Below are 24,148 nucleotides of genomic sequence, written 5' to 3' on the forward strand. Positions count from 1 at the left end.
GCAATAACGCCAGCGCGGCAAACCGCATTTCAGGCCCGTGTGCGGATCAGCCGCACGCCCGGCATCTGATCAAGCTGCCGGTTTTCGAGGGCTTCGCGCAAGTTGCGCTGGGCGATGCGCGAGTGCTCGCGCATGATGGCTTCGGCGCGCGAGCCTTCGCGCGCGGCGATCGCATCGAGCACCTGCCGGTGCTGGTCCTGCGCCACGACCAGCATGTCGCGCGCCTGCGGTGAATTGGCCTGCTGCACGACAAAGCCCGAGGGCGAGGCAAACGGCAGGCTCACGACGCGCTCCAGTTCGCGCGCGATGACGCTGCTGCCGGCCATGTCGCCCACCAGAGCGTGGAACGTCTCGTTCAGGGTCACGTAGCTGGAGAACGCCTCGTCATCGAGCGCGGGCTGGCTCAGCACGGCGTCGATCCGGTCCAGGCACTCGCGCGCCGCGGCGAGCAGCTTGGGCGCCACGCCGCGCTCGGCCGCCAGTCGCGCCGACAGGCCCTCCAGTGTGCCGCGCAGCTCGATGGCCTCGGACACGTCGCGCTCGGAAAAGGTGCGCACGGCATAGCCGCCATTGGGCAGTGCGTCGAGCAGGCCCTCCTGCTCCAGCCGCATCAGCGCGGCCCGGATGGGAGTGCGCGAGACACCCAGCTTCTCGACGATGGTCAGCTCGGCAATCCGCGCGCCGCCCGGCAACTCGCCCGCCAGGATCATCTCGCGCAGGCGCAGCTGGGCCTTCACGGCCTGCGAAGTAGCGGCCTCAGGGACATCGGCCGTGATCGGACTGGTTGCATCCATGAAGGAGAAGTAGGACGTCGCTTGAGGGGTGTTGAGTGATTTTAATTGTATACAGAAATCAATCAAACAAAGCTATATAGTGCTATCTATCAGGGTATTTTTGATTTTCTGTATACATTCATTGAGCATCGAAGCATAATTGCGGCGCAAATCCATCGTGCACCGCGGCCTCGCCCGGCCTTTGTGCAGGGACGGCCCTGATGGTTTCACACTCTCTCTGGAGCAAGACATGTTTCCCAAGAACGCCTGGTACGTCGCCTGTACGCCGGCCGAAATCGCCGACAAGCCGCTGGGGCGGCAGATTTGCGGCGAGAAGATCGTTTTTTTCCGCGGCCCGGACGGCAAGGTCGCGGCCCTCGAGGATTTCTGCCCGCACCGCGGCGCGCGACTGTCGCTGGGCAAGGTCTGCGACGACGGCAGCCTGATGTGCGGCTACCACGGACTGCGGGTGGGCTGCGATGGCAAGACCGTCTCCATGCCCGGCCAGCGCGTGCAGGGCTTTCCGCGCACGCGCACTTTTCCGGTGGTGGAGCGCTACGGCTTCATCTGGGTCTGGACCGGCGACGAAAAACTGGCGGACCCTGCGAAGATCCACCATCTCGAATGGGCGGAGCACCCCGAGTGGGCCTATGGCGGCGGCCTGTACCACATCAACTGCAACTACCGCCTGATGATCGACAACCTCATGGACCTGACCCACGAGGCCTATGTGCACACCACCAGCATCGGACAGAGTGAAATCGACGAGGCCCCCGTCACCACCAAGCTGGAAGGCGATATCGTCACCACCAGCCGCTTCATGGAAAACGTCATGCCGCCACCCTTCTGGCGCGCGAACCTGCGCGGCAACAACCTGGCGGACGACGTTCCGGTCGACCGCTGGCAGATCTCACGCTTCACGCCGCCCTGCCACGTCATGATCGAAGTCGGCGTCGCCCATGCCGGCAAGGGCGGCTACCATGCGGACCCCAAGGACAAGGTGTACAGCATCGTGGTGGACTTCTGCACGCCCGAAACAGAAACGTCGATGTGGTATTTCTGGGGCATGGCGCGCAACTTCAACCCCAAGGATGAAGCGCTCACCGCCGCGATCCGCGACGGCCAGGCCAAGGTCTTCGCGGAGGACCTGGCCGTCCTCGAGGCGCAGCAGGAAAACATCGCACGGTATCCCGAGCGCCGCCTGCTGATGCTCAACATCGATGCGGGCGGCGTGCAGTCGCGGCGCATTCTGGACCGCCTCATCGCGCAGGAAGCCGATCGGTGAACGCCATGGAAACCATTGCCGTCAAGGTCGTCAAAAAAACACAGGAAGCGCAGGACATTGTCAGCTTCGAGCTGGCGCGCGCGGATGGCGCGCCCCTGCCGGCGTTCAGCGCCGGCTCGCACATCGACGTGCAGGCGCCCGGCGGGCTGACGCGCCAGTACTCGTTGTGCAATGCCTCCATCGAACAGCACCGCTACCGCATTGCCGTGCTGCGCGACGCGGGCTCACGTGGCGGCTCGGTGGCCATGCACGACGCGGTGAACGAAGGCGACGAGATCCAGATCAGCGAGCCGAAGAATCACTTCCCGCTCCAGCACGCCCGGCGTTCGCTGCTGTTTGCGGGCGGCATCGGCGTGACGCCGCTCTTGTGCATGGCCGAGCGGCTGGCGCAGATCGGTGCGGACTTCACGCTGCACTACTGCACGCGCTCCATGGAGCGCACCGCGTTTCGCGAGTACATCGGCGCCTCGCGGTTCGCCAGCCAGGTTCAATTCCACTTCGATGCGGGCGCGCCCGAGCAAAAGATGGACCTGGACGCAATTCTCGCGGCACCAGCGCCCGACACCCAGCTTTACGTCTGCGGCCCGGGCGGCTTCATCGACCATGTCATCAACACGGCCAAGGCCAAAGGGTGGCCGAGCGATCAGATCCATCTGGAATATTTCAGCGGCGCGGCGCAGGACACCTCCGGCGACACCGGTTTTGAAGTCAGGATCGCGAGCACCGGGAAAACCTATGCCATCGCCCCCGACAAAACCATCATCCAGGTGCTAAAGGACAACGGAATCGAGATCCTCACCTCCTGCGAGCAGGGCGTTTGCGGCACCTGCATCACGCGCGTGCTGGAGGGGGAGCCGGACCACCGGGATATGTACTTCACGGATGAAGAACATGCCAAGAATGACCAGTTCACCCCGTGCTGCTCGCGCGCCAGGAGTAAAACGCTGGTGCTTGATTTGTGACACCGCGCAAGTCTCTGTCGCGGTCCGGGTCATGTCCCGGCCGGCACACGAAACGCTTTGGCGTGTCCTAACATACGCGCTCGAACCAACACAACTTTGAGGAAAACGGCATGACCCAGCTCCCCGCCCGCTATGACCACGTTGGCAGCTTTCTGCGCCCCAAATACCTGCTCGAGGCGCGCGAGCAAAAGGCCAAGGGTGAGATCACCCCCGAGCAACTGCGCACCGTAGAAGACAAGGCCATCACCGAGATCGTCAGGTTCCAGGAAGACGTGGGCCTGAAAAGCATCACCGACGGCGAGTTCCGCCGCACCTACTTCCATATCGACTTTCTGGACCAGCTCGGCGGCGTGAAGACCGACATCCCGGTCACCATTCAAAAGCCGGACGGCACGCAGGAACTGGCCCCGCCCGTGATGCGCGTGGTGGACAAGGTGCGGCACGTGAAGAACATCCAGCTGGCCGACTTCCAGTACCTCAAGAGCCAGGTGTCCCCGGGCAACACGCCCAAGATTTGCATTCCCTCGCCCACCATGCTGCACTTTCGCGGCGGGCGCGCCGGGATCAGCCGCGAGGCGTATCCGGAGCTCGACCCTGCGTTCTACGACGACGTGGCGAATGCCTATGGCGACGAACTGCGATCGCTGGCGGCCGCGGGCGCGACCTACGTGCAGATGGACGACACCAACCTGGCCTACCTGTGCGACGAGAAGATGCGCGAAGCCGCGCGCGCGCGCGGCGACGACCCGAACGAGCTGCCGCACCGCTACGCCGCCTTCATCAACAAGGTGGTGGCGCAAAAGCCAGCCGGCATGCTGCTGGCCATGCACCTGTGCCGCGGCAACTTCAAGAGCACGCACGCGGCCGCCGGCAATTACGAGCCGGTGGCCGAAGCCTTGCTGCGCGAAATGAACCTGGACGCCTACTTCATGGAGTACGACGACGAGCGCAGCGGCGACTTCAAGCCGCTGCGCTACCTGCCCAAGGGCAAGACCGTGGTGCTGGGCCTGGTGACCACCAAGTTCGGCCAGCTCGAGGACAAGGACGACCTGAAACGCCGCATCGAACAAGCCGCAAAATACGCGCCGCTGGAGCAACTGGCGCTGTCGCCTCAGTGCGGCTTCAGCAGCACCGTGCACGGCAACGACATTGCGGTGGAGGCACAGCGCGCCAAGCTGCGGCTGGTGATTGAGACGGCACGGGAAGTCTGGGGCACGGCCTGAGGCGGCGCTGACACGACAGGGAGGAAGGCGATACTAGCGGCATGACCAGCCGACGCTACGCCTTCAGCACTCCGCGCCTGTGGCAGCGGCTGAGAGGGCTTGTGGCCTGCTGCATCGCCTGCGGATTGGTCGGCGCCAGTACGCTCGCCTTCGCGGCCGACGCGCCCAGCGATCTGCTGCGCATCGGCTCCAAGCGCTTCACCGAGTCCTACATCCTGGCGCAGGTGCTGGCGCAGACGGTCGCGGCACGCACCGGCAAATCCCCGACGGTGCTGCAAGGGCTGGGCAACACGGCCATCGTCTACGAGGCGCTGCGCTCGGGCAATATCGACCTGTACCCGGAGTACGCGGGCACCATCAGCCTGGAGATCCTCAAAAGCACCGAGCCGATGTCGATGGACGCCATGAACCAGGCCCTGGCACCGCTGGGCCTGGGCGTTGCCATCCCGCTGGGCTTCAACGACGGCTATGCGCTGGCCATGCGCGATGCGCAGGCGCAGCGCCTGCACATCGTGTCGCTGAGCGATCTGGCGCAGCATCCCGAGTTGAAACTGGGACTGTCCAACGAGTTCATCGGCCGCGCCGATGGCTGGAAGGGGCTGGCGCAGCGCTACGGCTTCACGCAGGCGCCGACCGGCCTGGACCACGGCCTGGCCTACACCGCGCTGGCGCAAAAGCAGGTGGGCGTGATCGACATCTACACCACCGATGCCAAGATCGCCCAGCTCGGCCTGCGCGTGCTGCAGGACAACCTGCATTACTTTCCGCGCTACGACGCCGTGGTGCTGTACCGGCTGGACGTGCCCACGCGTTTTCCGAAGGCCTGGGCGGCGCTGCAGACGCTGGCCGGCAGCATCGACGAGCACGCGATGATTGCGATGAACGCGCGGGCCGAGTTGCAGGGCGTGGCGTTTGATGGGATTGCCCGCGATTACCTGGCGAGCAAGACCACAGGAGCCGTGGCTGGGACCGGCAATACCGCCGACGCGGCGCGGCGCGGCTTCTGGGCCAAGCTGTTCGGGCCCGACCTGGCGCGACTGACCTGGCAGCATCTGGCGCTGGTGGCGATTTCGGTGGCCGTGGCCGTGCTGCTCGCCATCCCGCTGGCGGTGCTGGTGTTTCCCCATCCGCGGCTGCGCGCGCTCGTGCTCGGCGCCACCGGCCTGCTGCAAACCGTGCCGTCGCTGGCCATGCTGGCCGCGCTGATTTCACTGATGGGCGTGATCGGCGTGATGCCCGCGCTGATCGCGCTGATGCTGTACGCGCTGCTGCCCATCATGCGCAACACCACGACGGGCCTCGCCGAGGTGCCGCAGGGCCTGCGGCTCGCGGGCCAGGCGCTCGGCATGACGGCGCGCCAGCGCATGCGCTACATCGAATTGCCGCTGGCGCTGCCGACCATTCTGGCCGGTGTGCGCACCGCCACCTCGATCGCGATCGGCACCGCAACGATCGCTGCCTTCATCGGCGCCGGCGGCTATGGCGAGCGCATCGTCACCGGCCTGGCCCTGAATGACGACCAGCTGCTGCTCGCCGGCGCCCTGCCCGCCACCGTGCTGGCGCTGCTGAGCGAGGCGCTGTTCGAGGTGATCGAGCGGACGATACGGCGGCGCAGGGCCTGAATTTCAAGCGAAATGTGCCTGAAGCCCATACGGGGTAATGGCATTGCGCTATCAACTAGATAGCGCCCCGTTCCCGGCCGGCTACGCCAGCGTGTAGGCCGTCTTCACCGTCGTGAAGAATTCCTGCGCGTAGCGGCCCTGCTCGCGCGGACCGTAGCTCGAAGCTTTGCGCCCACCGAAGGGCACGTGGTAGTCGACGCCGGCGGTCGGCAAGTTGACCATCACCATGCCGGCCTGGCTATGGCGTTTGAAGTGCGTTGCGTACTTCAGGCTGGTCGTGGCAATGCCGGCGGACAGGCCGAACTCGGTGTCGTTGGCCGTGGCCAGCGCCTCCTCATAGTTCTTCACCCTGATGACACTGGCCACCGGACCGAAGATCTCCTCCTTGTTGATGCGCATCGACGCGATGGATTCGCTGAACAGCGCGGGCGACATGTAGAAGCCCTCGGTACCGAGCTTCAGACGCTCGCCGCCGGCGGCCAAGGTAGCGCCTTCGCCCTTACCGATGGCGATATATTCCAGGTCTTGATCAAGCTGCGATTGGGAGGAGACCGGGCCGACGTCGGTGCCCTGCGCCAGCGCATCGCCAACCTTGATTCTGGCCATGCGCTCCTGCATCGCGGCGATGAACTTCGGGTAGATGCCTTCGGTGACGATGAGGCGGCTGGACGCGGTGCAGCGCTGGCCTGTCGAATAGAACGCGCTTTGCACGCTGAGCTCGACCGCCTGCGCCAGATCGGCGTCGTCCAGCACCACCTGCGGGTTCTTGCCGCCCATCTCCAGCTGCACCTTCTTGTGATTCGTCACGCATTGCACCGCGATGCTGCGGCCGACGCCGACCGAGCCGGTGAAGCTGATCGCGTGCACGCCCGGGTGATTCACCAGCGCATTGCCGATCACGCTGCCGCGGCCCATCACGAGGTTGAACACACCGGCCGGAATGCCCGAGCGGCTGATGATTTCGGCCAGCGCCCAGGCGCAGCCCGGCACCAGGTCGGCGGGCTTCAGCACGACGCAGTTGCCATAAGCCAGCGCCGGCGCGATCTTCCAGGCGGGAATCGCGATCGGAAAATTCCAGGGCGTGATGAGACCGACCACGCCGACCGGCTCGCGCGTGATCTCGACACCGATACCGGGGCGCACCGACGGAACGATCTCACCCGTCAGCCGCAGGCATTCGCCGGCGAAGAACTTGAAGATCTGCCCGGCGCGGGCGGCCTCGCCGATGCCCTCCGCGCGGGTCTTGCCCTCTTCGCGCGCCAGCAGGGTGCCGAGTTCCTCCTTGCGCGCAAGGATTTCGGTGCCGATTCTGTCCAGCGCGTCGCAGCGCGCCTGGATGCTGCCGGTGGCCCAGGCCGGAAAGGCGGCGGTGGCGGCGGCCACGGCAGCTTCGACGTGGCTGGCATCGCCCTGGGTGTACCCCGCGATGGTGTCACCGAGATTGGAGGGGTTCAGGTTCGGGCTGTAGGTGTGGCCCGGTGTCCATTCGCCGCCGATCAGGTTGTCGTGTTGTTGCATGATTTGAGTCCTTGGTGTGGGGAAAAACGGAGGCCGAAGCAACGATGCTTCGGCCTGGAGTTGCAGATGGGCGTCTCAACGCACCAGGCTGGGACGCTTGTTGTCGAATTGCCAGCCGGCCATCAGGTACTGCATGGCCTGCGCGTCGTCGCGCGCGCCAAGGCCATGCTGCAGGTAGAGCTGGTGCGCCTTCTCGACCTCCTGCATGTCGAGCTCCACACCCAGGCCGCCACGCGTTGGCACTTTCACATGGCCGCTCTCGATCTGCAGCGGCGCCTTCGTCAGGCGCTGGCCGTCCTGCCAGATCCAGTGGGTATCGATCGCCGTGACCTTCCCGGGCGCCGCCGCGGCCACGTGCGTGAACATCGCCAGCGACACATCGAAATGATTGTTCGAGTGCGAGCCCCAGGTCAGCCCCCAGGCCTGGCACAGCTGCGCCACGCGCACCGAACCCTGCAGGGTCCAGAAATGCGGATCGGCCAGCGGAATATCGACCGACTGCAGCGACAGGCTGTGCACCATCTCGCGCCAGTCGGTGGCGACCATATTGGTCGCGGTCGGCAATCCGGTGGCACGGCGGAACTCGGCCATCACCTCGCGGCCCGAGAACACGCCTTCGGCGCCGCACGGGTCCTCGGCATACGCCATCACGCCATGCAGGTCACGGCACAGGCGCACTGCGTCGGCAAGCAGCCAGCCGCCGTTCGGGTCGAGCGTGACGCGCGCCTGCGGGAAACGCGCGTGCAGCGCACGGATCGCCTCGACCTCATCCTCGCCGCGCAGCACGCCGCCCTTGAGCTTGAAGTCGGCAAATCCATAGCGCGCGTGCGCGGCCTCGGCGAGCCGCACGATGGCCTCGGGCGTCATCGCCTCTTCGTGGCGCAGGCGGAACCAGTCGTTGTCGGCACCGGGCTCGCTCTGGTACGGCAGGGCGGTCTTCTTGCGGTCGCCCACGTAGAACAGGTAGCCGAGCATCTGCACGGCATCGCGCTGCTGGCCTTCGCCGAGCAGCGCCGCCACCGGCACTTCGAGGAACTGGCCGAGCAGGTCGAGCAGCGCGGCCTCGGCGGCCGTCACCGCATGGATGGCCACGCGCAGGTCGAAGGTCTGCTGCCCGCGCCCGCCACTGTCGCGGCCCGCGAACGCGCTGCGCATGCTGTTGAGCACCGCGTTGTAGCGTCCGATCGGCTGGCCGACGACCAGGCCGCGCGCGTCTTCCAGCGTCTGGCGGATCTTTTCGCCGCCCGGCACTTCGCCGACGCCGGTGTGGCCGGCACTGTCTGTCAGGACCAGCAGGTTGCGCGTGAAGAACGGGCCATGCGCGCCGCTGAGGTTCATCAGCATGCTGTCGCGGCCCGCAACCGGGATCACGCGCATGGCGACAACGACGGGCGTCTTCGCGTGCACGGAGTTGCTGGCGGAATTCATTGCGGGCCCAGCTTGTCAATCAACGCCTTGAGCGCTTCGACCTCGCCCGGCTTCAGGTCGGTGAGCGGTGCGCGCACCGGACCGGCGCCGTGGCCGACGATCTTTGCGCCCGCCTTGACGATGCTCACGGCATAGCCCTGCATGCGGTTGCGCAACTCAAGATAGGGCATGAAGAAGTCCTTGAGCAGGCGGTGCTGCGTGGGCAGGTCGTCGGCCACGACCGCATGATAGAAATCCATCGCGGTCTTCGGAATGAAGTTGAAGACGGCCGACGAATATACCGGCGTGCCGAGCGCCTTGTAGGCCGCGGCATAGACCTCGGCCGTCGGCAGGCCGCCCAGGTAGGCAAAACGGTCGCCCATGCGCTGGTACACCGACACCATCGCTTCGATGTCGCCCACGCCATCCTTGAAACCAACCAGATTCGGGTTGCGCTGTGCCAGCCGGGCCAGGGTTTCGGGTTTGAACCGGCTGTTGGCGCGGTTGTAGACGATCACGCCGAACTTCACGCTCTTGCAGACCTCCTCGACATGCGCGGCCAGGCCTTCCTGCCCGGCTTCGGTGAGGTAGTGCGGCATCAGCAGGATGCCGTGCGCGCCGGCCTTTTCTGCGGCCTGCGCGCACTGGATGGCGAAGCGTGTCGGACCGCCGGCGCCCGCGATGATCGGCACCTTGCCGCGGCAGGTATCGACCGCCGTCTGGATGATGCCGGGGTACTCGTCACCGGTCAGCGAGAAGAACTCCCCCGTGCCGCCCGCGGCGAACAGCGCACTGGCGCCATAGGGCATGAGCCATTCGAGGCGCTCGCTGTAGCCCCTGCGGTCGAAGTCACCGTTGCTGTCGAAATCGGTCAACGGGAAGGAGAGCAGGCCGGAGCCCATGATGGTCTTGAGTTCTTGCGGATTCATGGTGACGTTCAGTTAAGAAGAGAAAGAGGAAGGAGAGAAAATGTTTGCTGCACCCAGCGCAGGTACACGATGATGTTGTCAGTCATCATACAACTGTAAAAACCAGATGTCCAACAAAAATTGTTCTTTTCAGGATGACGAAGCGTCGGCGGCCACCTTCTGTGCCGCCTCCTGCGCCAGGCGCAGCCGCTCGCGGCTGTTGGTCAGGTGAATGCGCATCGCGGCCCGGGCCGCCTCGGGGTCGCGCCGGGCGATGGCCGCATAGATCTCTTCATGCTCGCGGTTGACCCGGCTCGAATAGGCGCCGCCGCGGTCGAGATTTCGAATGGCGCTGATGCGCGTGCGCGGAATGATGGTGGTGCCCAGGTGGCTCAGGATGTCGGCGAAATACGGGTTGCCGGTCGACTGGGCAATTTGCAGGTGAAAGCGGAAATCCGGCGCCACGGTGTCCCCGGCCACCCCCACGTTGCGCTCGAATTCGTCGAGCGCCTCGCGCATCACCAGCAGTTGCTCCTCGGTGCGGCGGCTGGCCGCCAGCCCGGCCGACTCGGTTTCAAGGCTGATGCGCAGTTCGAGCACCGCGAGCACGTCGACCGAGGTTGCGATCTCGCCCGGGTCCAGCCGGAACATTCCGCTGGCACGCGGCTGCAGCACGAATGTGCCCACGCCATGGTGCGTTTCGACCAGCTCCGCCGCCTGCAGTTTGGACAGGGCCTCGCGCACCACGGTCCGGCTGACGCCAAAGGCACGCATGATCTCGGACTCCGTCGGCAGCTTGTCGCCGGGGCGCAGGGCGCCGTCGCGGATCCGCCCGCTCAGGTCATCCACCAGACCATGCGCCAGCCCGCGCGCACGCTGGCGCGGCCGACCCACGAAACCATCCGGCAACCCGTGCGCGTCAGCCTCTGCCGCGATTTTCACCGTCGGTTCATGAATCAAGGGTTTACCCGTAACTGATGGCGTCATATTGTGATCATAATACGCAACTTGTTGTACGACAACCTATAACTTGATTTTTACTCAGTCCATGTTTCCTGATAACGGGTCGATCATGCCAACTTCTTCCGATTCCCGAACAACCACGGCTCACCGGTTTGATCGCCTGCTGCTGACCGGCGCCGCCGGCAGCCTGGGCAAGGTGCTGCGCGAAAGCCTTCGCCCGTGCGCGAACGTATTGCGGCTGTCCGACGTCGCGGCGCTCTCCCCCGCACAAGGGGAGCATGAAGAGGTCGTGCCCTGCAACCTGGCCGACAAGGGCGCCGTCGATGCGCTCGTGGCGGGCTGCGACGCCATCGTGCATCTGGGCGGCGTCTCGGTGGAGCGGCCTTTCGAGGAAGTCCTCGAGGCCAACATCAAGGGCGTGTTCCACATCTACGAGGGTGCGCGCCGGCACGGCGTGAAGCGTGTCGTGTTCGCAAGCTCCAACCACGTCATCGGCTTCTACAGCCAGAGCGAGCGTATCGATGCCCATGCGCCGAAGCGCCCCGACGGCTACTACGGGCTGTCGAAGTCGTTTGGCGAAGACGTCGCGCAGTTCTACTTCGACCGCTGGGGCATCGAGACGGTGAGCGTCCGCATCGGCTCCGCGTTTGCGGAGCCGGCCAACCGCCGCATGATGAGCACCTGGCTCAGCTACCGCGACCTCACCACGCTGATCGGGAAGTCGCTCTTCACGCCGGGCGTGCGGCACACGGTGGTGTATGGCATGTCGGCGAACCGCGATGTGTGGTGGGACAACGGCGCCGCTGCACTGCTGGGCTTCGCGGCGCAGGACACGTCGGAGGTGTTCCGCGACAAGATCGAGGCGCAGCCGCCGGTCGCGCCCACTGACCCGAACGCCATCTACCAGGGCGGCGCCTTTACCGCGCAAGGTCCGTTCGAATGAGGGAAATTCGCCGCCATTTTTTTGCGGCCTGCCGGGCCGACCGGGCCGAAAGCGCCCCACTCAACCACTAAGCGAAAGACCACCATGACAGCCCCCTTGAGTTCGCCGCCGCTGTACATCACGATGCACGAGCACGACAACGTCGCGATCATCGCCAACGACGGTGGCCTGCCGGCAGGCACCGTGTTTGCGTCAGGCCTCAAGCTCATCGACAAGGTGCCGCAGGGTCACAAGGTCTCGCTGCTCGACCTGCCGGCCGGCACGCCGGTGCTGCGCTACAACGTGGTGATCGGGCGCACGACGCGCGACGTTCCGGCGGGCAGCTGGGTGCACGAGCGCCTGCTCGAGATGCCCGGGGCCCGCTCGCTCGAAGGCCTGCCGATCGCCAACGCCAGGCCGCCCGCGATGCCGCCGCTCGAGGGCTACACCTTCGAGGGCTATCGCAATGCCGACGGCTCGGTGGGCTCGCGCAACATCCTGGCGATCACCCAGACCGTGCAGTGCGTGGCCGGCGTGACCGCGTTCGCCGTGCAGCGCATCAAGGCCGAGCTGCTGCCCCGCTTTCCCAACGTTGACGACGTGGTGGCGCTGGAGCACGGCTACGGCTGCGGCGTCGCGATCGATGCACCCGGCGCGACCATCCCGATCCGCACGCTGCGCAACATCAGCCTGAATCCGAACTTCGGCGGCGAGGTGATGCTGGTCAGCCTGGGCTGCGAGAAGCTGCAGCCCAGGCGTCTCATGCCGCCCGGCACCATCGCGCTCGTGGACGAGAACAGCGTGGCCGATGTCGGCGTCAACGCGGATGCCAAACTCGACGTGGTCTGCCTGCAGGACGAGGCACATGTGGGCTTCATGGCGATGGTCGAGTCCATCATGCGCCAGGCCGAAGAGCACCTGGAGCGCCTGAACGCGCGCCGGCGCGAAACCGTGCCGGCCAGCGAACTGGTGGTGGGCGTGCAGTGCGGCGGCAGCGATGCGTTCAGCGGCGTGACGGCCAACCCCGCGGTCGGCTTTTGCACCGACCTGCTGGTGCGGGCCGGCGCCACCGTGATGTTCTCGGAAGTGACCGAGGTGCGCGATGGCATCGACCAGCTGACCGCGCGCGCGGCCACGCCCGAAGTGGCCGAGGCCATGATCCGCGAGATGGCCTGGTACGACGCCTATCTGCAAAAGGGGCACGCCGACCGCAGTGCCAACACCACGCCCGGCAACAAGATGGGCGGCCTGTCCAACATCGTCGAGAAGGCCATGGGCTCGATCGTCAAGTCCGGCAGCGCCCCGATCTCGGGCGTGCTCTCGCCCGGCGAGAAGGTGAAGCAGAAGGGCTTGATCTTCGCCGCCACACCGGCCAGCGACTTCATCTGCGGCACGCTGCAGCTGGCGGCCGGCATCAATCTGCACGTGTTCACGACCGGGCGCGGCACCCCCTACGGGCTGGCGCAGGTGCCGGTCATCAAGGTGGCCACGCGCAGCGACCTCGCTCGGCGCTGGCACGACCTGATGGACGTGAATGCGGGGCGCATCGCCGACGGCTCCGCCAGCATCGAAGAGATGGGCTGGGAGCTGTTCCGGCTGATGCTCGATGTCGCCAGCGGGAAGAAGAAAACCTGGGCCGAGCACTGGAAGCTGCACAACGCGCTGGTGCTGTTCAATCCGGGGCCCGTGACCTGAATGCTACACAAAAAATAGCGCCTTGTGCAGATTCCACAAGCGCTGCACTGCTTTTTGACCACCAACGACTGGAGAGATATCCCATGAAACGCCGTACCCTGATTCACACCGCGCTCGCGTCGCTCACCGCCAGTATGGCCGGCGCGTCCGCATTCGCCCAAGGCAACTGGCCCGCCAAGCCCATCAGCTACATCGTGCCCTTTCCCGCGGGCGGCACCACCGACATCCTCGGGCGCCTGATCGGGCAAAAGCTGGGCGCCGCCCTGGGCACCACCATCGTGATCGAAAACCGCGGCGGCGCGGGCGGCAGCGTGGGCTCGGAAGTCGCGGCGCGTGCAGCGCCCGACGGCTACACCCTGCTGGGCGGCACCATCAGCTCGCACGCCATCAATGTGAGCCTGTACCCCAAGCTCGGCTACGACCCGGTCAAGTCGTTCACGCCCGTCATCCTGATCGGCTCAAACCCGGTGGTGCTGATCGTGCGCAAGGACAGCCCCTTCAAGACGCTGCAGGACGTGCTGGCGGCGGCCCGGGCCAAGCCCGGCACCATTTCGTCGGCCTCCGCCGGCAACGGCACCTCGCAGCACATGACGCTGGAACTGCTGGCCTACAAGTCGGGCACGAAGTTCGTCCATGTGCCATACAAGGGCAGCGGCCCGGCGATCCAGGACCTGATCGGCGGCCAGGTCGACATGATGTTCGACACCACGGTGGTGGCCGGCCCCTACATCCAGAGCGGCACGCTGCGCGCGATCGCCGTCAGCTCGGCCAAGCGCCTGGACTCCATGCCCAACGTGCCCACCATCGCCGAGTCGGGCGTGCCGGGCTTCGAAGTGGTGTCGTGGCAAGGCATCTTCGCGCCCGCCGGCACGCCCAAACCGCTGGTGGAGCGCCTGCACAACGAGATCGCCAAAATCTTGAAAATGCCCGAAATACAGGACAGGCTCAAGGGTCTGGGCATGCAGCCCGGGAACCTGACGGTCGATCAGTTCGCCGCGTTCCAGAAGGCCGAGGTCGACAAGTGGGCCCAGGTGATCAAGGCCGCGAATCTCAAGCTGGAATAAACGACCGCTGGCCCATATGGGGCCTTCACATCACGCTATTGATTCTGTAGCGATCAGGCTGCCGGCTGATCCAGCCCCAGCAGCCGGACCGCATTCTCTTTCAGTATCAGGGGCTTCACCTCGGGCTTGAAGCCGGCCTCCTCGAAGTCCTTCATCCAGCGGTCCGGCGTGATCAGCGGATAGTCGCTGCCGAACAGGATGCGGTCCTTCAGCAGCGTATTCGCGTACTGCACCAGCTGCGGCGGAAAATACTTCGGACTCCAGCCCGACAGGTCGATCCAGATGTTGGGCTTGTGCATCGCCAGCGAGATCGCTTCGTCCTGCCACGGCCACGACGGGTGGGCGATGATGATCTGCATGTCGGGGAACGCGATGGCGACGTCCTCCAGCAGCATCGGATTCGAGTTCTGCAGCCGCAGGCCGCCGCCGCAGCGCATGCCGCTGCCGATGCCCGAGTGGCCGCTGTGGAACACGGCGGGCAGCTTGTACTCGTTGATGACCTCGTAGATCGGCCAGGCCATGTGGTCCTGCGGCTCGAAGCCCTGCACCGTCGGGTGGAACTTGAAGCCCTTGACGCCATACTCCTCGATCAGCTTGCGGGCTTCGCGCGCGCCCATCTTGCCCTTGTGCGGATCGATGCTGCCGAAGGCGATCATGATGTCGCTGTTCTTCAGTGCCGCTTCGGCAATCTCTTCGTTGGGGATGCGCCGCCGGCCCATCTGGGTCTCGGCGTCGACCGTGAAGTTGACGAAGCCGATCTTTTTCTCCCGGTAATAGGCTATCGTCTCGTCCATCGTCGGGCGGCGGTTGGAACGGAAGTATTTGTCGGCCGCGCGGTCGTACTCCTCGCCGTAGTTGTCGAAGGGGTTGCGGCACGACACCTCGAGGTGGGTGTGGGTGTCGATGGCAACGAGATTCTTGTAATCCATATCGGTCTCCTGAAGTTCGATGAATGCCTGGGTAAACCCTTATCAAAAGCCAAGTCAAGTGGCTTGATTTGATTATATTTAATAATCATAATCAACCTTCGAAAGAAACACCACCATGAGCAAAAAAGACCTCCAGCTTGACATCCGCGGCGACCACAAGGAAGTCGCCGTGATCCGCCTGACTCGCCCCGCCAAACGCAATGCGCTCAGCGACGGCCTGATTCTGGCCCTGCGCGACGTTTTTGAAAACCTGCCCGCCACGGTACGCGCGGCAGTCATCGACGGCGAAGGCGAGCATTTCTGCGCCGGTCTGGACCTGTCCGAGCTCAAGGAGCGCGACGCAGGCCAGGGCCTGGTCCATTCGCGCATGTGGCACGCCGCGCTGGAGCGCGTGCAATACGGCCCGGTGCCTGTCATCGCGGTCCTGCACGGCGCGGTGGTCGGCGGCGGGCTGGAGCTGGCCAGCGCCTGCCATATCCGCGTGGCCGACGACTCCACCTTCTATGCGCTGCCCGAAGGCTCGCGCGGCATCTTCGTGGGCGGCGGCGGCGCGGTGCGCATTCCGCGCCTGATCGGCGCCGCGCGCATGACCGACATGATGCTGACGGGGCGCGTCTACAACGCCCAGGACGGCGAGCGCATCGGCCTGGCCCAGTACCTGGTGCCGCAAGGCCAGGCGTTCGACAAGGCCTTTGAGCTGGCGCAGCGGGTGGCGCAAAACGCACCGCTGACCAACTACGCGCTGATGCACGCGCTGCCGCGCATCGCCGAGCAGCCGGCCGACCAGGGCTTCCTGACCGAGGCGCTGATGGCCGCCATCGCGCAGAGCGCGCCCGAGGCCAAGACCCGCGTGCGGGACTTCCTCGACGGCCGCGCCGCCAAGGTCAAAAAAGCCTGACCTATTGAAGAGCCAGATCATGAGCGAGACAAAACCCTCTTCCGCACCGCGCTACCGCCCCCTGAAATTCGGCGTCACGCGCGTGCTGCTGCGCGATGGCATCGGGGGCGTGCGCTACCTCGAAGCCGACCAGCCGCTGGCCGACTACGCGGCGCGCATCACCGACCGCTTCCTGCACTGGGCGCAGACCGCGCCCGAGCGCAGCTTCCTGGCGCGCCGCGTCAAGAATGCCGACGGCAGCACGGGTGACTGGCGCCACATCAGCTACGGCGAGGCGCTGGTTACCGCACGCGCGGTCGGGCAGGCGTTGCTGGACCGCGGCCTGAGCGCCGAGCGCCCGGTGGTGATCCTGAGCGAGAACAGCCTGGAGCACGCACAGCTGGCGCTCGGCTGCCTGTACGCGGGAATCCCCTACTGCCCGGCCTCGCCGGCCTACAGCGTGGTCAGCGTGGACTACGAAAAGCTGCGCCACATTCTCGAAACACTGACGCCGGGGCTGGTGTTTGCCAGCGACACCGCGCGCTATGGCAAGGCGATCCAGGCCACCGCGGGCCTCGACGTCGAGGTCGTGCTGCACGAGGGCTCGCTGGACGGCCGTCCCACCACCCCGTTCGCCTCGCTGCTGGCCACCGCGCCGACGCCGCAGGTGGACGCCGCCATGCAGGCCACCGGGCCGGACACCATCACCAAATTCCTGTTCACCTCGGGCTCGACCAAAAGCCCGAAGGCCGTGATCAATACGCACCGCATGTGGTGCGCCAACCAGCAGCAGATGCGCCAGTCCATGCCGGTGCTGGCCGAGGAGCCCCCGGTGCTGGTCGACTGGCTGCCCTGGAACCACACCTTCGGCGGCAACCACAACGTGGGCCTGACGATCTATAACGGCGGCACGCTGTACATCGACGACGGCAAGCCCACGCCCGCGCTGATGAGCGAGACCCTGCGCAACCTGCGCGAGATCGCGCCCACGGTGTACTTCAACGTGCCCACCGGCTTCGAGGCGATTGCCAACGCCATGAAGACCGATGCGCAACTGCGCAAGACGCTGCTGTCGCGCGTGAAGATGTTCTTCTATGCGGGCGCGGCGCTCGCACAGCCGGTCTGGGACAGCCTGCATGCCACGCAGGAGGCCGAGATCGGCGAGCGCATCGTCATGGGCACGGGCTTGGGCATGACGGAGTCCTCGCCGTTCGCGGTGTTCGTGACCAGCCCGAATGTGAAGGCCGGCGACATCGGCGTGCCCGCGCCCGGCATCGTGCTCAAGCTGGTGCCGGTGGACGGCAAGACCGAGGTGCGCTATGCAGGCCCCAACATCACGCCGGGCTATTGGCGCGCGCCCGAGGCCACGGCCGAGGCGTTCGACGACGAAGGTTTCTTCTGCACCGGCGATGCGGTCCAGTGGATCGACGAGAACGACATTCACCAAGGACTGAAGTTCGACGGGCGCATCGCGGAGGACTTCAAACTGGCCACCGGCACTTTTGTCAGCGTCGGTCCGCTGCGCGCCAAAATCATTGCGGCGGGCGCGCCCTACATCCAGGACGCCGTGCTCACCGGACTCAACCTCAATGAGGTCGGCGCGATGATTTTCCCGACGGCCGCCGTGCGCACGCTGAGCGGACTGGATGCCGGCGCGTCGCTGGCCGAGGTGCTTGAGAGCGCACCGGTGCTGGCGCATTTCAGCCGCGTCTTCACCGAACTGGCGCAGCAATCCACTGGCAGCGCGAACCGCATCGCGCGCGCCATTTTGCTGGCCGAGCCGCCCTCCATCGACAAGGGCGAGGTGACCGACAAGGGCTCGATCAACCAGCGCGCCGTGCTCAAGCACCGCGACGCCTTGGTGCGCGCGCTGCACGACGGCACGGCCGCCCACATTCTCAAACCCGGCGAACGCTGATATTTTCAAGAGAAAGTGCCTGCAGCCCTTATCCAGCCTTCGCATCCAGCTACCAAATTAATAGTGAACCAGGAGTCTTCACCATGAACATTCAAGGACATGCCGCACTCGTCACGGGCGGCGGCTCCGGCCTCGGCGAGGCCACCGCGCGCGAACTGGCCCGGCTCGGCGCGAAAGTCGCCGTGCTCGATGTGAACCTGGCCAACGCCGAAAAGGTCGCAGCAGAAATCAACGGTATCGCCTGCCAGTGCGACATCACCAACACCGACAGCCTGCAGGCCGCGATCGCCAAGGCCGCCGCCGCCCACGGCCCGGCGCGCATCCTGATGAACATCGCGGGCATCGGCTCGGCCAAGCGCGTGGTCGGCAAGGACGGCTCGCCCGCCCCTTTGGAAGACTTCGCCAGGGTCATCAACGTCAACCTGATCGGCACCTACAACGCGAGCCGCCTGTTTGCTGCCGAATGCGCCAAGCTGTCCCCTTTGGCCGACGGCGAGCGCGGCGTGATGCTGTTCACCGCCTCGGTGGCCGCGTTCGACGGCCAGGTCGGCCAGCAGGCCTACAGCGCCTCCAAGGGCGGCCTGGTCGGCATGACGCTGCCGATGGCGCGCGACCTGGCGCAGCACGGCATCCGCGTCTGCACCATCGCGCCCGGCCTGTTCGCCACGCCGCTCATGCGGCAGTTGCCCGAGCCCGTGCAGGCCTCGCTGGCCGCGAGCATCCCGTTCCCGCCACGCCTGGGCAAGCCGTCGGAATTCGCCGAACTGGCTGCCCACATCGTCACCAACACGCACCTGAATGGCGAAGTCATCCGCCTGGACGGCGCGCTGCGCATGGCGCCCCGGTGAACGCATGGGCAGGACGCAGGTTTACGAAGTCAAGGTGCAATTCGGCGACTGCGATCCCGCGGGCATCGTCTTTTTTCCCAACTTCCTGAGATGGATGGACGCCTCGTCGCTGAACTTCTTCATGGCGTGCGGCCTGCCGCCCTGGCGCGAACTGACCCGGACCACTGGTATCGTCGGCACGCCGCTGCTGGAGATCCACACAAAATTCCTGCGCTCGGCCACCTATGGCGAAACGCTGCACATTCATACCAGCGTCGAAGAGTGGCGCAACAAGGTTTTCTTGCAACAACACCTGATCCGGCGTGGCGACGACCTGCTGTGCGAAGGCCGCGAGACGCGCGCCTTTGTGATCCATCCGCCCGGCGAGCCGGGCCGGCTCAAGGCCATCCCGGTACCGGCCGACATCCGTGCGCTGTGCGGCTGATTTTTTTCTCGACCCTCAAACCCAAGGAGACTTCTTCATGAAACACACCAAATCCCTCGTGACCGCCGCCGTCGCTCTGTGCCTGTCGGGCGCCGCCCTGGCCGACATCACGATCGGCGTGGTCCTGCCGCTCACCGGCCCGGCCTCCGGCCTGGGCATCCCGGTCAAGAACGAAATTGCGCTGTGGCCGAAAAGCATTGACGGCGAAAAGCTCAATGTAATCGTGCTCGATGACGCCTCCGATCCGACTCAGGGGGTCAAGAACACGCGTCGCCTGTTGAGCGAGGACAAGGCGGACGTCATTGTCGGCTCGGTCGCCACGCCGGTCGCCATTCCCATGGCAGCGGTCGCAGCCGAAGCGGAAACCGTGCAACTGGCCCTGTCGCCCGCCGTGTTGCCACCGGGCAAGGACCATTGGACCTTCCGCCTGCCGCAATCCAACGCCGTGATGTCCTACGCCATGGTGGCCCACATGAAGAAGCAGGGCATCAAGACGGTGGGCTTCCTCGGCTACACCGACGCCTATGGCGAGGATTGGCTCAAGGCCTTCACCGCCGAGGCCGCCAAGAACGGCATCAAGGTGGTGGCCACCGAGCGCTTTGCGCGCTCCGATACCAGCGTGACGGCGCAGGCCCTCAAGCTGACCTCCGCGAATCCGGACGCCATCCTGATCGTGGCCTCGGGCAGCGGCGCGGCCATGCCGGAGATGGCCGTGGTCGAGCGCGGCTACAAGGGCAAGCTCTACCAGACGCACGCCGCGGCCACGCGCGACCTGATGCGGATCGGCGGCAAGGAAGTGGAAGGCACCTATGTGGTGTCCGGGCCGGCCGTGATTGCCGAGCAGCTGCCGGACAGCCACCCTTCCAAGAAGGTGGCCATTGCGTTCGTTCAGCAATACGAAAAGACCTATGGCCCCGGCTCACGCAACCAGTTTGCCGGCCACGGCTACGACACGATGCTGGTGCTGGAGAAAGTGGTGCCTGGCGCGCTGAAAAAGGGCAAGCCCGGCACCAAGGAGTTCCGTGCCGCGCTGCGTGACGGGATTGAAACCATGGGGCGCACCATCGTGTCGCACGGCGTGCTGGATTACACGGCGCAGGACCACTGGGGCTTTACCAACGAGACCGGCGTGATGCTCAAGGTCGTGAACGGGGAATTCAAGGTCGACTGACCTTTTCCCTTCCAACCCCGGGACCTGTTCCATGGACATTTCGATCGCGAGCATCCTGCTGCTCGATGGCCTTACCAGCGGGGCCATCTACGCCCTGCTCGGCCTGGCCATCGTGCTGGTGTTTGCGGTGACGCGCGTGATTTTCATCCCGCAGGGAGAGTTCGTGGCCTACGGCGCGCTGACCCTGGCGATATTGCAGACCGGTCAGGTGCCCGGCACCGTCTGGCTGCTGATCATGCTGGCGGGGGTGGCCGCCGCCATGGATGCCGCCACCGCCTGGCAGCGCCATCACCGGGCGGGGGCCGCCTTGAGGGCCGCCGGGCGCACGCTGGTCGTGCCGCTGGCGGTGGCTGCCGTCACGGCCTGGGCGGCGCCGCGGCAGTTCCCCATGCTGGTGCAGGTCCTGCTGACGATCGCCATCGTCACCTCGTTCGGCCCGCTGATCTACCGCGTGGCCTTCCAGTCGCTGGCCGATGCCAGCACGCTGGTGCTCCTGATCGTGTCGGTCGGCGTGCATTTCGCCATGACCGGGCTGGCGCTGCTGTTCTTTGGCGCCGAGGGCTTTCGCAATCCCCCGTTCTGGGGCGTGCGCTACCAGCTCGGCGCCGTGACCCTGAGCGGGCAGGCCATCATCATCGGCGCCGTCTCGCTGGCGCTGATCGTGCTGCTGTGGCTGTTCTTCGAGCGCACGCTGTATGGCAAGGCGCTGCGCGCCACCGCCGTGAACCGGCTCGGCGCACGCCTGATGGGCATCTCGGCGCACACCGCGGGCCAGTTGACACTGGCCATGGCCGCGCTGATCGGCGCGCTGTCGGGGCTCCTGATCGGCCCGACCACCACCGTGTTCTATGACTCGGGCTTCCTGATCGGCCTGAAGGGCTTCGTCGCCGCCGTGATCGGTGGCCTGGCCAGCTACCCGGCCACCGCGATCGGGGCGCTGTTCGTCGGCGTGGTCGAATCCTTTGGCTCGTTCTGGGCCAGCGCCTTCAAGGAGGTGATCGTCTTCACGCTGATCCTGCCCATCCTGTTCTGGCTCTCGCTGACCGACAAACACGCGGGGGAGGACCACTGATGCGCCGGACCTCAAAAATGCAGCCGCTGGCGCTGCTGGCCGCCATCGTCCTGATCGCCTGGCTGCCGCTGCCGGATTTCTGGATCACGCAACTCAACTACATCGGCCTGTACAGCCTGGTCGTGCTGGGCCTGGTGCTGCTCACGGGCATTGGCGGCCTCACCTCTTTTGGCCAGGCCGCTTTTGTGGGCATCGGGGCCTATACCAGCGCCTACCTGACGATCAACGCCGGGCTCTCGCCCTGGCTCACGGTGCTCGTGGGTCTGGGCATCACGGCCATCAGCGCGCTGGTGGTGGGCTGGATCACGCTGCGCATGTCGGGCCACTACCTGCCGCTGGCCACCATCGCCTGGGGGCTGTCGCTGTACTACCTGATGGGCAATCTTGACGCCCTGGGCAAATACGATGGCCTGCTCGGCGTGCCCGGCATCAGCCTGGGGAACTGGAACCTGAGCCAGGGCCGGCCCTTTTTCCTGCTGACCTGGGTACTGGTGCTGCTGGCGGCCTTTTCGCTGATCAACCTGCTCGACTCGCGCACCGGGCGCGCCATCCGCTCGCTGCGCACCGGCGCGCAGATGGCCGAGGCCATGGGCGTGAATACGCTGCGCTACAAAATCGGCATCTTCCTGATTGCCGCGCTGTTCGCGAGCGTTTCGGGCTGGCTGTTCGCGCACTATCAAGGCACCGTAAACCCCTCGCCGTTCGGCATCAAATGGGGCATCGAGTACCTGTTCATGGCGGTGCTGGGCGGCGCCGGCTACGTCTGGGGTGCAGTCACCGGGGCGGCCCTGACCAAGCTGCTGGAAGACCAGTTGCAGGTGCTGCTGCCCCAGCTGTTCGGCACCAGCGGCAGCTACGAGACCATCGTGTTCGGCATCGTGCTGGTGCTGGTGCTCAAGTACCTGCCCGACGGCATCTGGTCTTTTGTGGCCCAGCGCCTGCCCAAAAAACCGCGTCCGAACGACTGGGACGGCGCCGCACCGCTTGAAGAACGGTCCAAGCCCGCACCGGGCGATCTGGTACTGGACGTGCGCGCGGTGCGCAAGCAATTCGGCGGTTTGATCGCCGTGAACGACATCAGCTTCTCGGTGCGGGCCGGGCAGATCGTCGGCCTGATCGGCCCCAACGGCGCGGGCAAGTCCACCACCTTCAACCTGATCACCGGCGTGCTGGGGCTGACGACCGGCGAAGTGCGCTTTCGCGGCGACGTGGTCAGCGGCCTGCCCTCGCGCGAGATTGCCCGGCGCGGCGTGGCGCGCACCTTCCAGCACGTGAAGATGATTCCCGACATGACGGTGCTCGAAAACGTCGCGCTGGGCGCCCACCTGCGCGGCCGCCGCGGCGCGCTGTCGGCCATGCTGCGGCTGGACCGGCCGGAAGAACAGCGCCTGCTGCGCGAGGCCGCGCACCAGCTGCAACGCGTGGGCATGGGCGACAGCCTGCACGAGCTGGCCGGTAACCTGGCCATGGGCCCGCAGCGCCTGCTCGAGATTGCCCGCGCCCTGTGCAGCGACCCGGCCCTGCTGCTGCTGGACGAGCCGGCGGCTGGCCTGCGCCACAAGGAAAAACAGGCGCTGGCGGGCGTGCTGCGCCAGTTGCGCGCCGAGGGCATGAGCATCCTGCTGGTGGAGCACGACATGGACCTGGTGATGGACGTGACGGACCACATCGTGGTGATGGAATTCGGCACGCACCTGATGGAGGGCACGCCGGCCGAGGTCCAGCAAAGCCCCGCGGTGCGCGCCGCCTATCTCGGCACCGAACACTGAAGGGCCCGCGCATGACGACTCCCCTGCTCAAAGTGACGGACCTGCATGCCGGTTACGGCCGCGCCGAAGTCCTGCACGGCATCGACCTGCAGGCCACGGCGGGCAGCGTGATCACCGTGATCGGCCCGAACGGCGCCGGCAAGTCCACCCTGCTCAACGCCCTGATGGGCATCCTGCCGGCGCGCGGCCAGATCGAATTCCAGGGCCAGCCACTGGGCAAGCTGTCGCTCGAAGAGCGCGTGATGCTGGGCATTGCGCTGGTGCCCGAAAAGCGCGAACTGTTCGGCACCATGCCGGTGGAAGACAACCTCGTGCTCGGCGCGTTCCGCCAGGTGCGCCTGCGCAACCCGAAATGGCGCGACCAGCTGGACGTGGTGTACGCGCTGTTCCCGCGCCTGAAGGAGCGGCGCCTGCAACTGGCCGGCACGCTGTCGGGCGGCGAACGCCAGATGCTGGCGGTGGCGCGCGCCCTGATGTCGCGCCCCACGCTCTTGATGCTGGACGAGCCCAGCCTGGGCCTGGCGCCGCTGATCGTGCGCGAGATCTTCCACACCGTGGAAGAACTGCGCAAGACCGGTGTCACGATTTTGCTGGTCGAGCAAAACGCGCGCGCCGCGCTGGAGGCCGCCGACCACGGCTATGTGCTGGAAATGGGCAGCGTCAGCCTGCAGGGACGCGCCTTTGATCTCGCCACCGACGCCCGCGTGATCGACACCTACCTGGGTGCGTCGCGCACACCGGCCGCGCCAGCCTCAAGTGGCGCTGGTGTAGATTAGCGCCACTTCATCCCTGGCCCCT

At 65.9% G+C, this 24,148-nt stretch carries 21 protein-coding genes; 15 read left to right on the top strand and 6 right to left on the bottom strand.

Translation table 11 applies throughout. From position 1 onward, the window contains the following. Nucleotides 1-29: 29 nt before the first annotated feature. Entirely contained in the window at nt 30-794 is a 765-nt protein-coding gene (locus tag B0E49_RS04850; protein ID WP_077560831.1) for a GntR family transcriptional regulator, read from the bottom strand. 229 nt (nt 795-1,023) lie between these two features. Between B0E49_RS04850 and B0E49_RS04855 the strand changes: the two genes are divergently transcribed. The 4 genes from B0E49_RS04855 (at nt 1,024) to B0E49_RS04870 (ending at nt 5,865) form a co-directional block, all read left to right on the top strand. After that, complete coding sequence (locus B0E49_RS04855) at nt 1,024-2,058, top strand: aromatic ring-hydroxylating dioxygenase subunit alpha (protein ID WP_077560832.1); 1,035 nt, start codon at nt 1,024-1,026, stop codon at nt 2,056-2,058. A gap of 5 nt (nt 2,059-2,063) precedes the next feature. Next, nucleotides 2,064-3,020: a PDR/VanB family oxidoreductase gene (locus B0E49_RS04860; protein WP_174571065.1), complete on the top strand. Its 957-nt coding sequence runs from the start codon at nt 2,064-2,066 to the stop codon at nt 3,018-3,020. Nucleotides 3,021-3,130: 110 nt separating this feature from the next. Further along, a complete protein-coding gene (locus tag B0E49_RS04865; protein ID WP_077560834.1) occupies nt 3,131-4,243 on the top strand; it encodes a 5-methyltetrahydropteroyltriglutamate--homocysteine S-methyltransferase in 1,113 nt (370 codons plus the stop codon). 41 nt (nt 4,244-4,284) lie between these two features. Continuing rightward, nucleotides 4,285-5,865 (top strand): glycine betaine ABC transporter substrate-binding protein, encoded by a 1,581-nt coding sequence (locus tag B0E49_RS04870; RefSeq protein ID WP_077560835.1) that lies wholly within the window; start codon nt 4,285-4,287, stop codon nt 5,863-5,865. Between the two features lie 81 nt (nt 5,866-5,946). On the opposite strand, the gene B0E49_RS04875 is transcribed toward B0E49_RS04870, so the two are convergent. The 4 genes from B0E49_RS04875 to B0E49_RS04890 all read right to left on the bottom strand — a co-directional run bounded on the left by B0E49_RS04875 (nt 5,947) and on the right by B0E49_RS04890 (nt 10,685). Then, nucleotides 5,947-7,383, bottom strand: a complete 1,437-nt coding sequence (locus B0E49_RS04875) for an aldehyde dehydrogenase family protein (protein ID WP_077560836.1) — start codon at nt 7,381-7,383, stop codon at nt 5,947-5,949. A 75-nt stretch (nt 7,384-7,458) separates the two neighbouring features. Next, a complete protein-coding gene (gene gudD / locus B0E49_RS04880) occupies nt 7,459-8,811 on the bottom strand; it encodes a glucarate dehydratase (protein WP_077560837.1) in 1,353 nt (450 codons plus the stop codon). Then, on the bottom strand, nt 8,808-9,719 hold the full coding sequence (gene kdgD, locus B0E49_RS04885) for a 5-dehydro-4-deoxyglucarate dehydratase (RefSeq protein WP_077560838.1): 912 nt from the start codon (nt 9,717-9,719) through the stop codon (nt 8,808-8,810). The genes gudD and kdgD overlap by 4 nt, the downstream gene beginning before the upstream one ends. A gap of 129 nt (nt 9,720-9,848) precedes the next feature. After that, on the bottom strand, nt 9,849-10,685 hold the full coding sequence (locus B0E49_RS04890; RefSeq protein ID WP_077560839.1) for a FadR/GntR family transcriptional regulator: 837 nt from the start codon (nt 10,683-10,685) through the stop codon (nt 9,849-9,851). 85 nt (nt 10,686-10,770) lie between these two features. On the opposite strand from B0E49_RS04890, the gene B0E49_RS04895 reads away from it, so the two are divergent. The 3 genes from B0E49_RS04895 (at nt 10,771) to B0E49_RS04905 (ending at nt 14,342) form a co-directional block, all read left to right on the top strand. After that, on the top strand, nt 10,771-11,604 hold the full coding sequence (locus B0E49_RS04895) for an NAD-dependent epimerase/dehydratase family protein (protein ID WP_077560840.1): 834 nt from the start codon (nt 10,771-10,773) through the stop codon (nt 11,602-11,604). Nucleotides 11,605-11,688: 84 nt separating this feature from the next. After that, the gene (gene garD / locus B0E49_RS04900; protein WP_077560841.1) at nt 11,689-13,278 is read left to right on the top strand and encodes a galactarate dehydratase; all 1,590 of its coding nucleotides are present in this window, start codon (nt 11,689-11,691) and stop codon (nt 13,276-13,278) included. Between the two features lie 83 nt (nt 13,279-13,361). After that, complete coding sequence (locus tag B0E49_RS04905; protein WP_077560842.1) at nt 13,362-14,342, top strand: Bug family tripartite tricarboxylate transporter substrate binding protein; 981 nt, start codon at nt 13,362-13,364, stop codon at nt 14,340-14,342. Nucleotides 14,343-14,395: 53 nt separating this feature from the next. Here the strand turns inward: B0E49_RS04905 and B0E49_RS04910 are convergent, their stop codons facing one another. Continuing rightward, nucleotides 14,396-15,271: an amidohydrolase family protein gene (locus B0E49_RS04910; protein WP_077560843.1), complete on the bottom strand. Its 876-nt coding sequence runs from the start codon at nt 15,269-15,271 to the stop codon at nt 14,396-14,398. Between the two features lie 115 nt (nt 15,272-15,386). On the opposite strand from B0E49_RS04910, the gene B0E49_RS04915 reads away from it, so the two are divergent. The 8 genes from B0E49_RS04915 (at nt 15,387) to B0E49_RS04950 (ending at nt 24,126) form a co-directional block, all read left to right on the top strand. Next, nucleotides 15,387-16,169: a crotonase/enoyl-CoA hydratase family protein gene (locus tag B0E49_RS04915; RefSeq protein ID WP_077560844.1), complete on the top strand. Its 783-nt coding sequence runs from the start codon at nt 15,387-15,389 to the stop codon at nt 16,167-16,169. Nucleotides 16,170-16,188: 19 nt separating this feature from the next. Continuing rightward, nucleotides 16,189-18,066 (top strand): feruloyl-CoA synthase, encoded by a 1,878-nt coding sequence (locus B0E49_RS04920; RefSeq protein ID WP_077560845.1) that lies wholly within the window; start codon nt 16,189-16,191, stop codon nt 18,064-18,066. A gap of 83 nt (nt 18,067-18,149) precedes the next feature. Continuing rightward, a complete protein-coding gene (locus B0E49_RS04925; RefSeq protein WP_077560846.1) occupies nt 18,150-18,914 on the top strand; it encodes an SDR family NAD(P)-dependent oxidoreductase in 765 nt (254 codons plus the stop codon). 4 nt (nt 18,915-18,918) lie between these two features. Then, nucleotides 18,919-19,338, top strand: coding sequence for an acyl-CoA thioesterase (locus B0E49_RS04930; protein ID WP_077560847.1), 420 nt, complete (start codon nt 18,919-18,921; stop codon nt 19,336-19,338). A 37-nt stretch (nt 19,339-19,375) separates the two neighbouring features. After that, a complete protein-coding gene (locus B0E49_RS04935) occupies nt 19,376-20,509 on the top strand; it encodes an ABC transporter substrate-binding protein (protein WP_077560848.1) in 1,134 nt (377 codons plus the stop codon). A gap of 31 nt (nt 20,510-20,540) precedes the next feature. Further along, nucleotides 20,541-21,581, top strand: a complete 1,041-nt coding sequence (locus tag B0E49_RS04940) for a branched-chain amino acid ABC transporter permease (protein ID WP_077560849.1) — start codon at nt 20,541-20,543, stop codon at nt 21,579-21,581. Then, nucleotides 21,581-23,350, top strand: a complete 1,770-nt coding sequence (locus B0E49_RS04945) for a branched-chain amino acid ABC transporter ATP-binding protein/permease (protein WP_077560850.1) — start codon at nt 21,581-21,583, stop codon at nt 23,348-23,350. Before B0E49_RS04940 ends, B0E49_RS04945 begins: the two co-directional genes overlap by 1 nt. Nucleotides 23,351-23,361: 11 nt before the next feature. After that, nucleotides 23,362-24,126 carry an ABC transporter ATP-binding protein gene (locus tag B0E49_RS04950; protein ID WP_077560851.1) on the top strand — a complete coding sequence of 255 codons (765 nt, stop codon included), beginning with the start codon at nt 23,362-23,364 and terminating at the stop codon, nt 24,124-24,126. Nucleotides 24,127-24,148 lie beyond the last annotated feature (22 nt).

This window comes from Polaromonas sp. C04 (assembly GCF_002002705.1).
In the GTDB taxonomy this organism is placed as follows: domain Bacteria; phylum Pseudomonadota; class Gammaproteobacteria; order Burkholderiales; family Burkholderiaceae_C; genus Rhodoferax_A.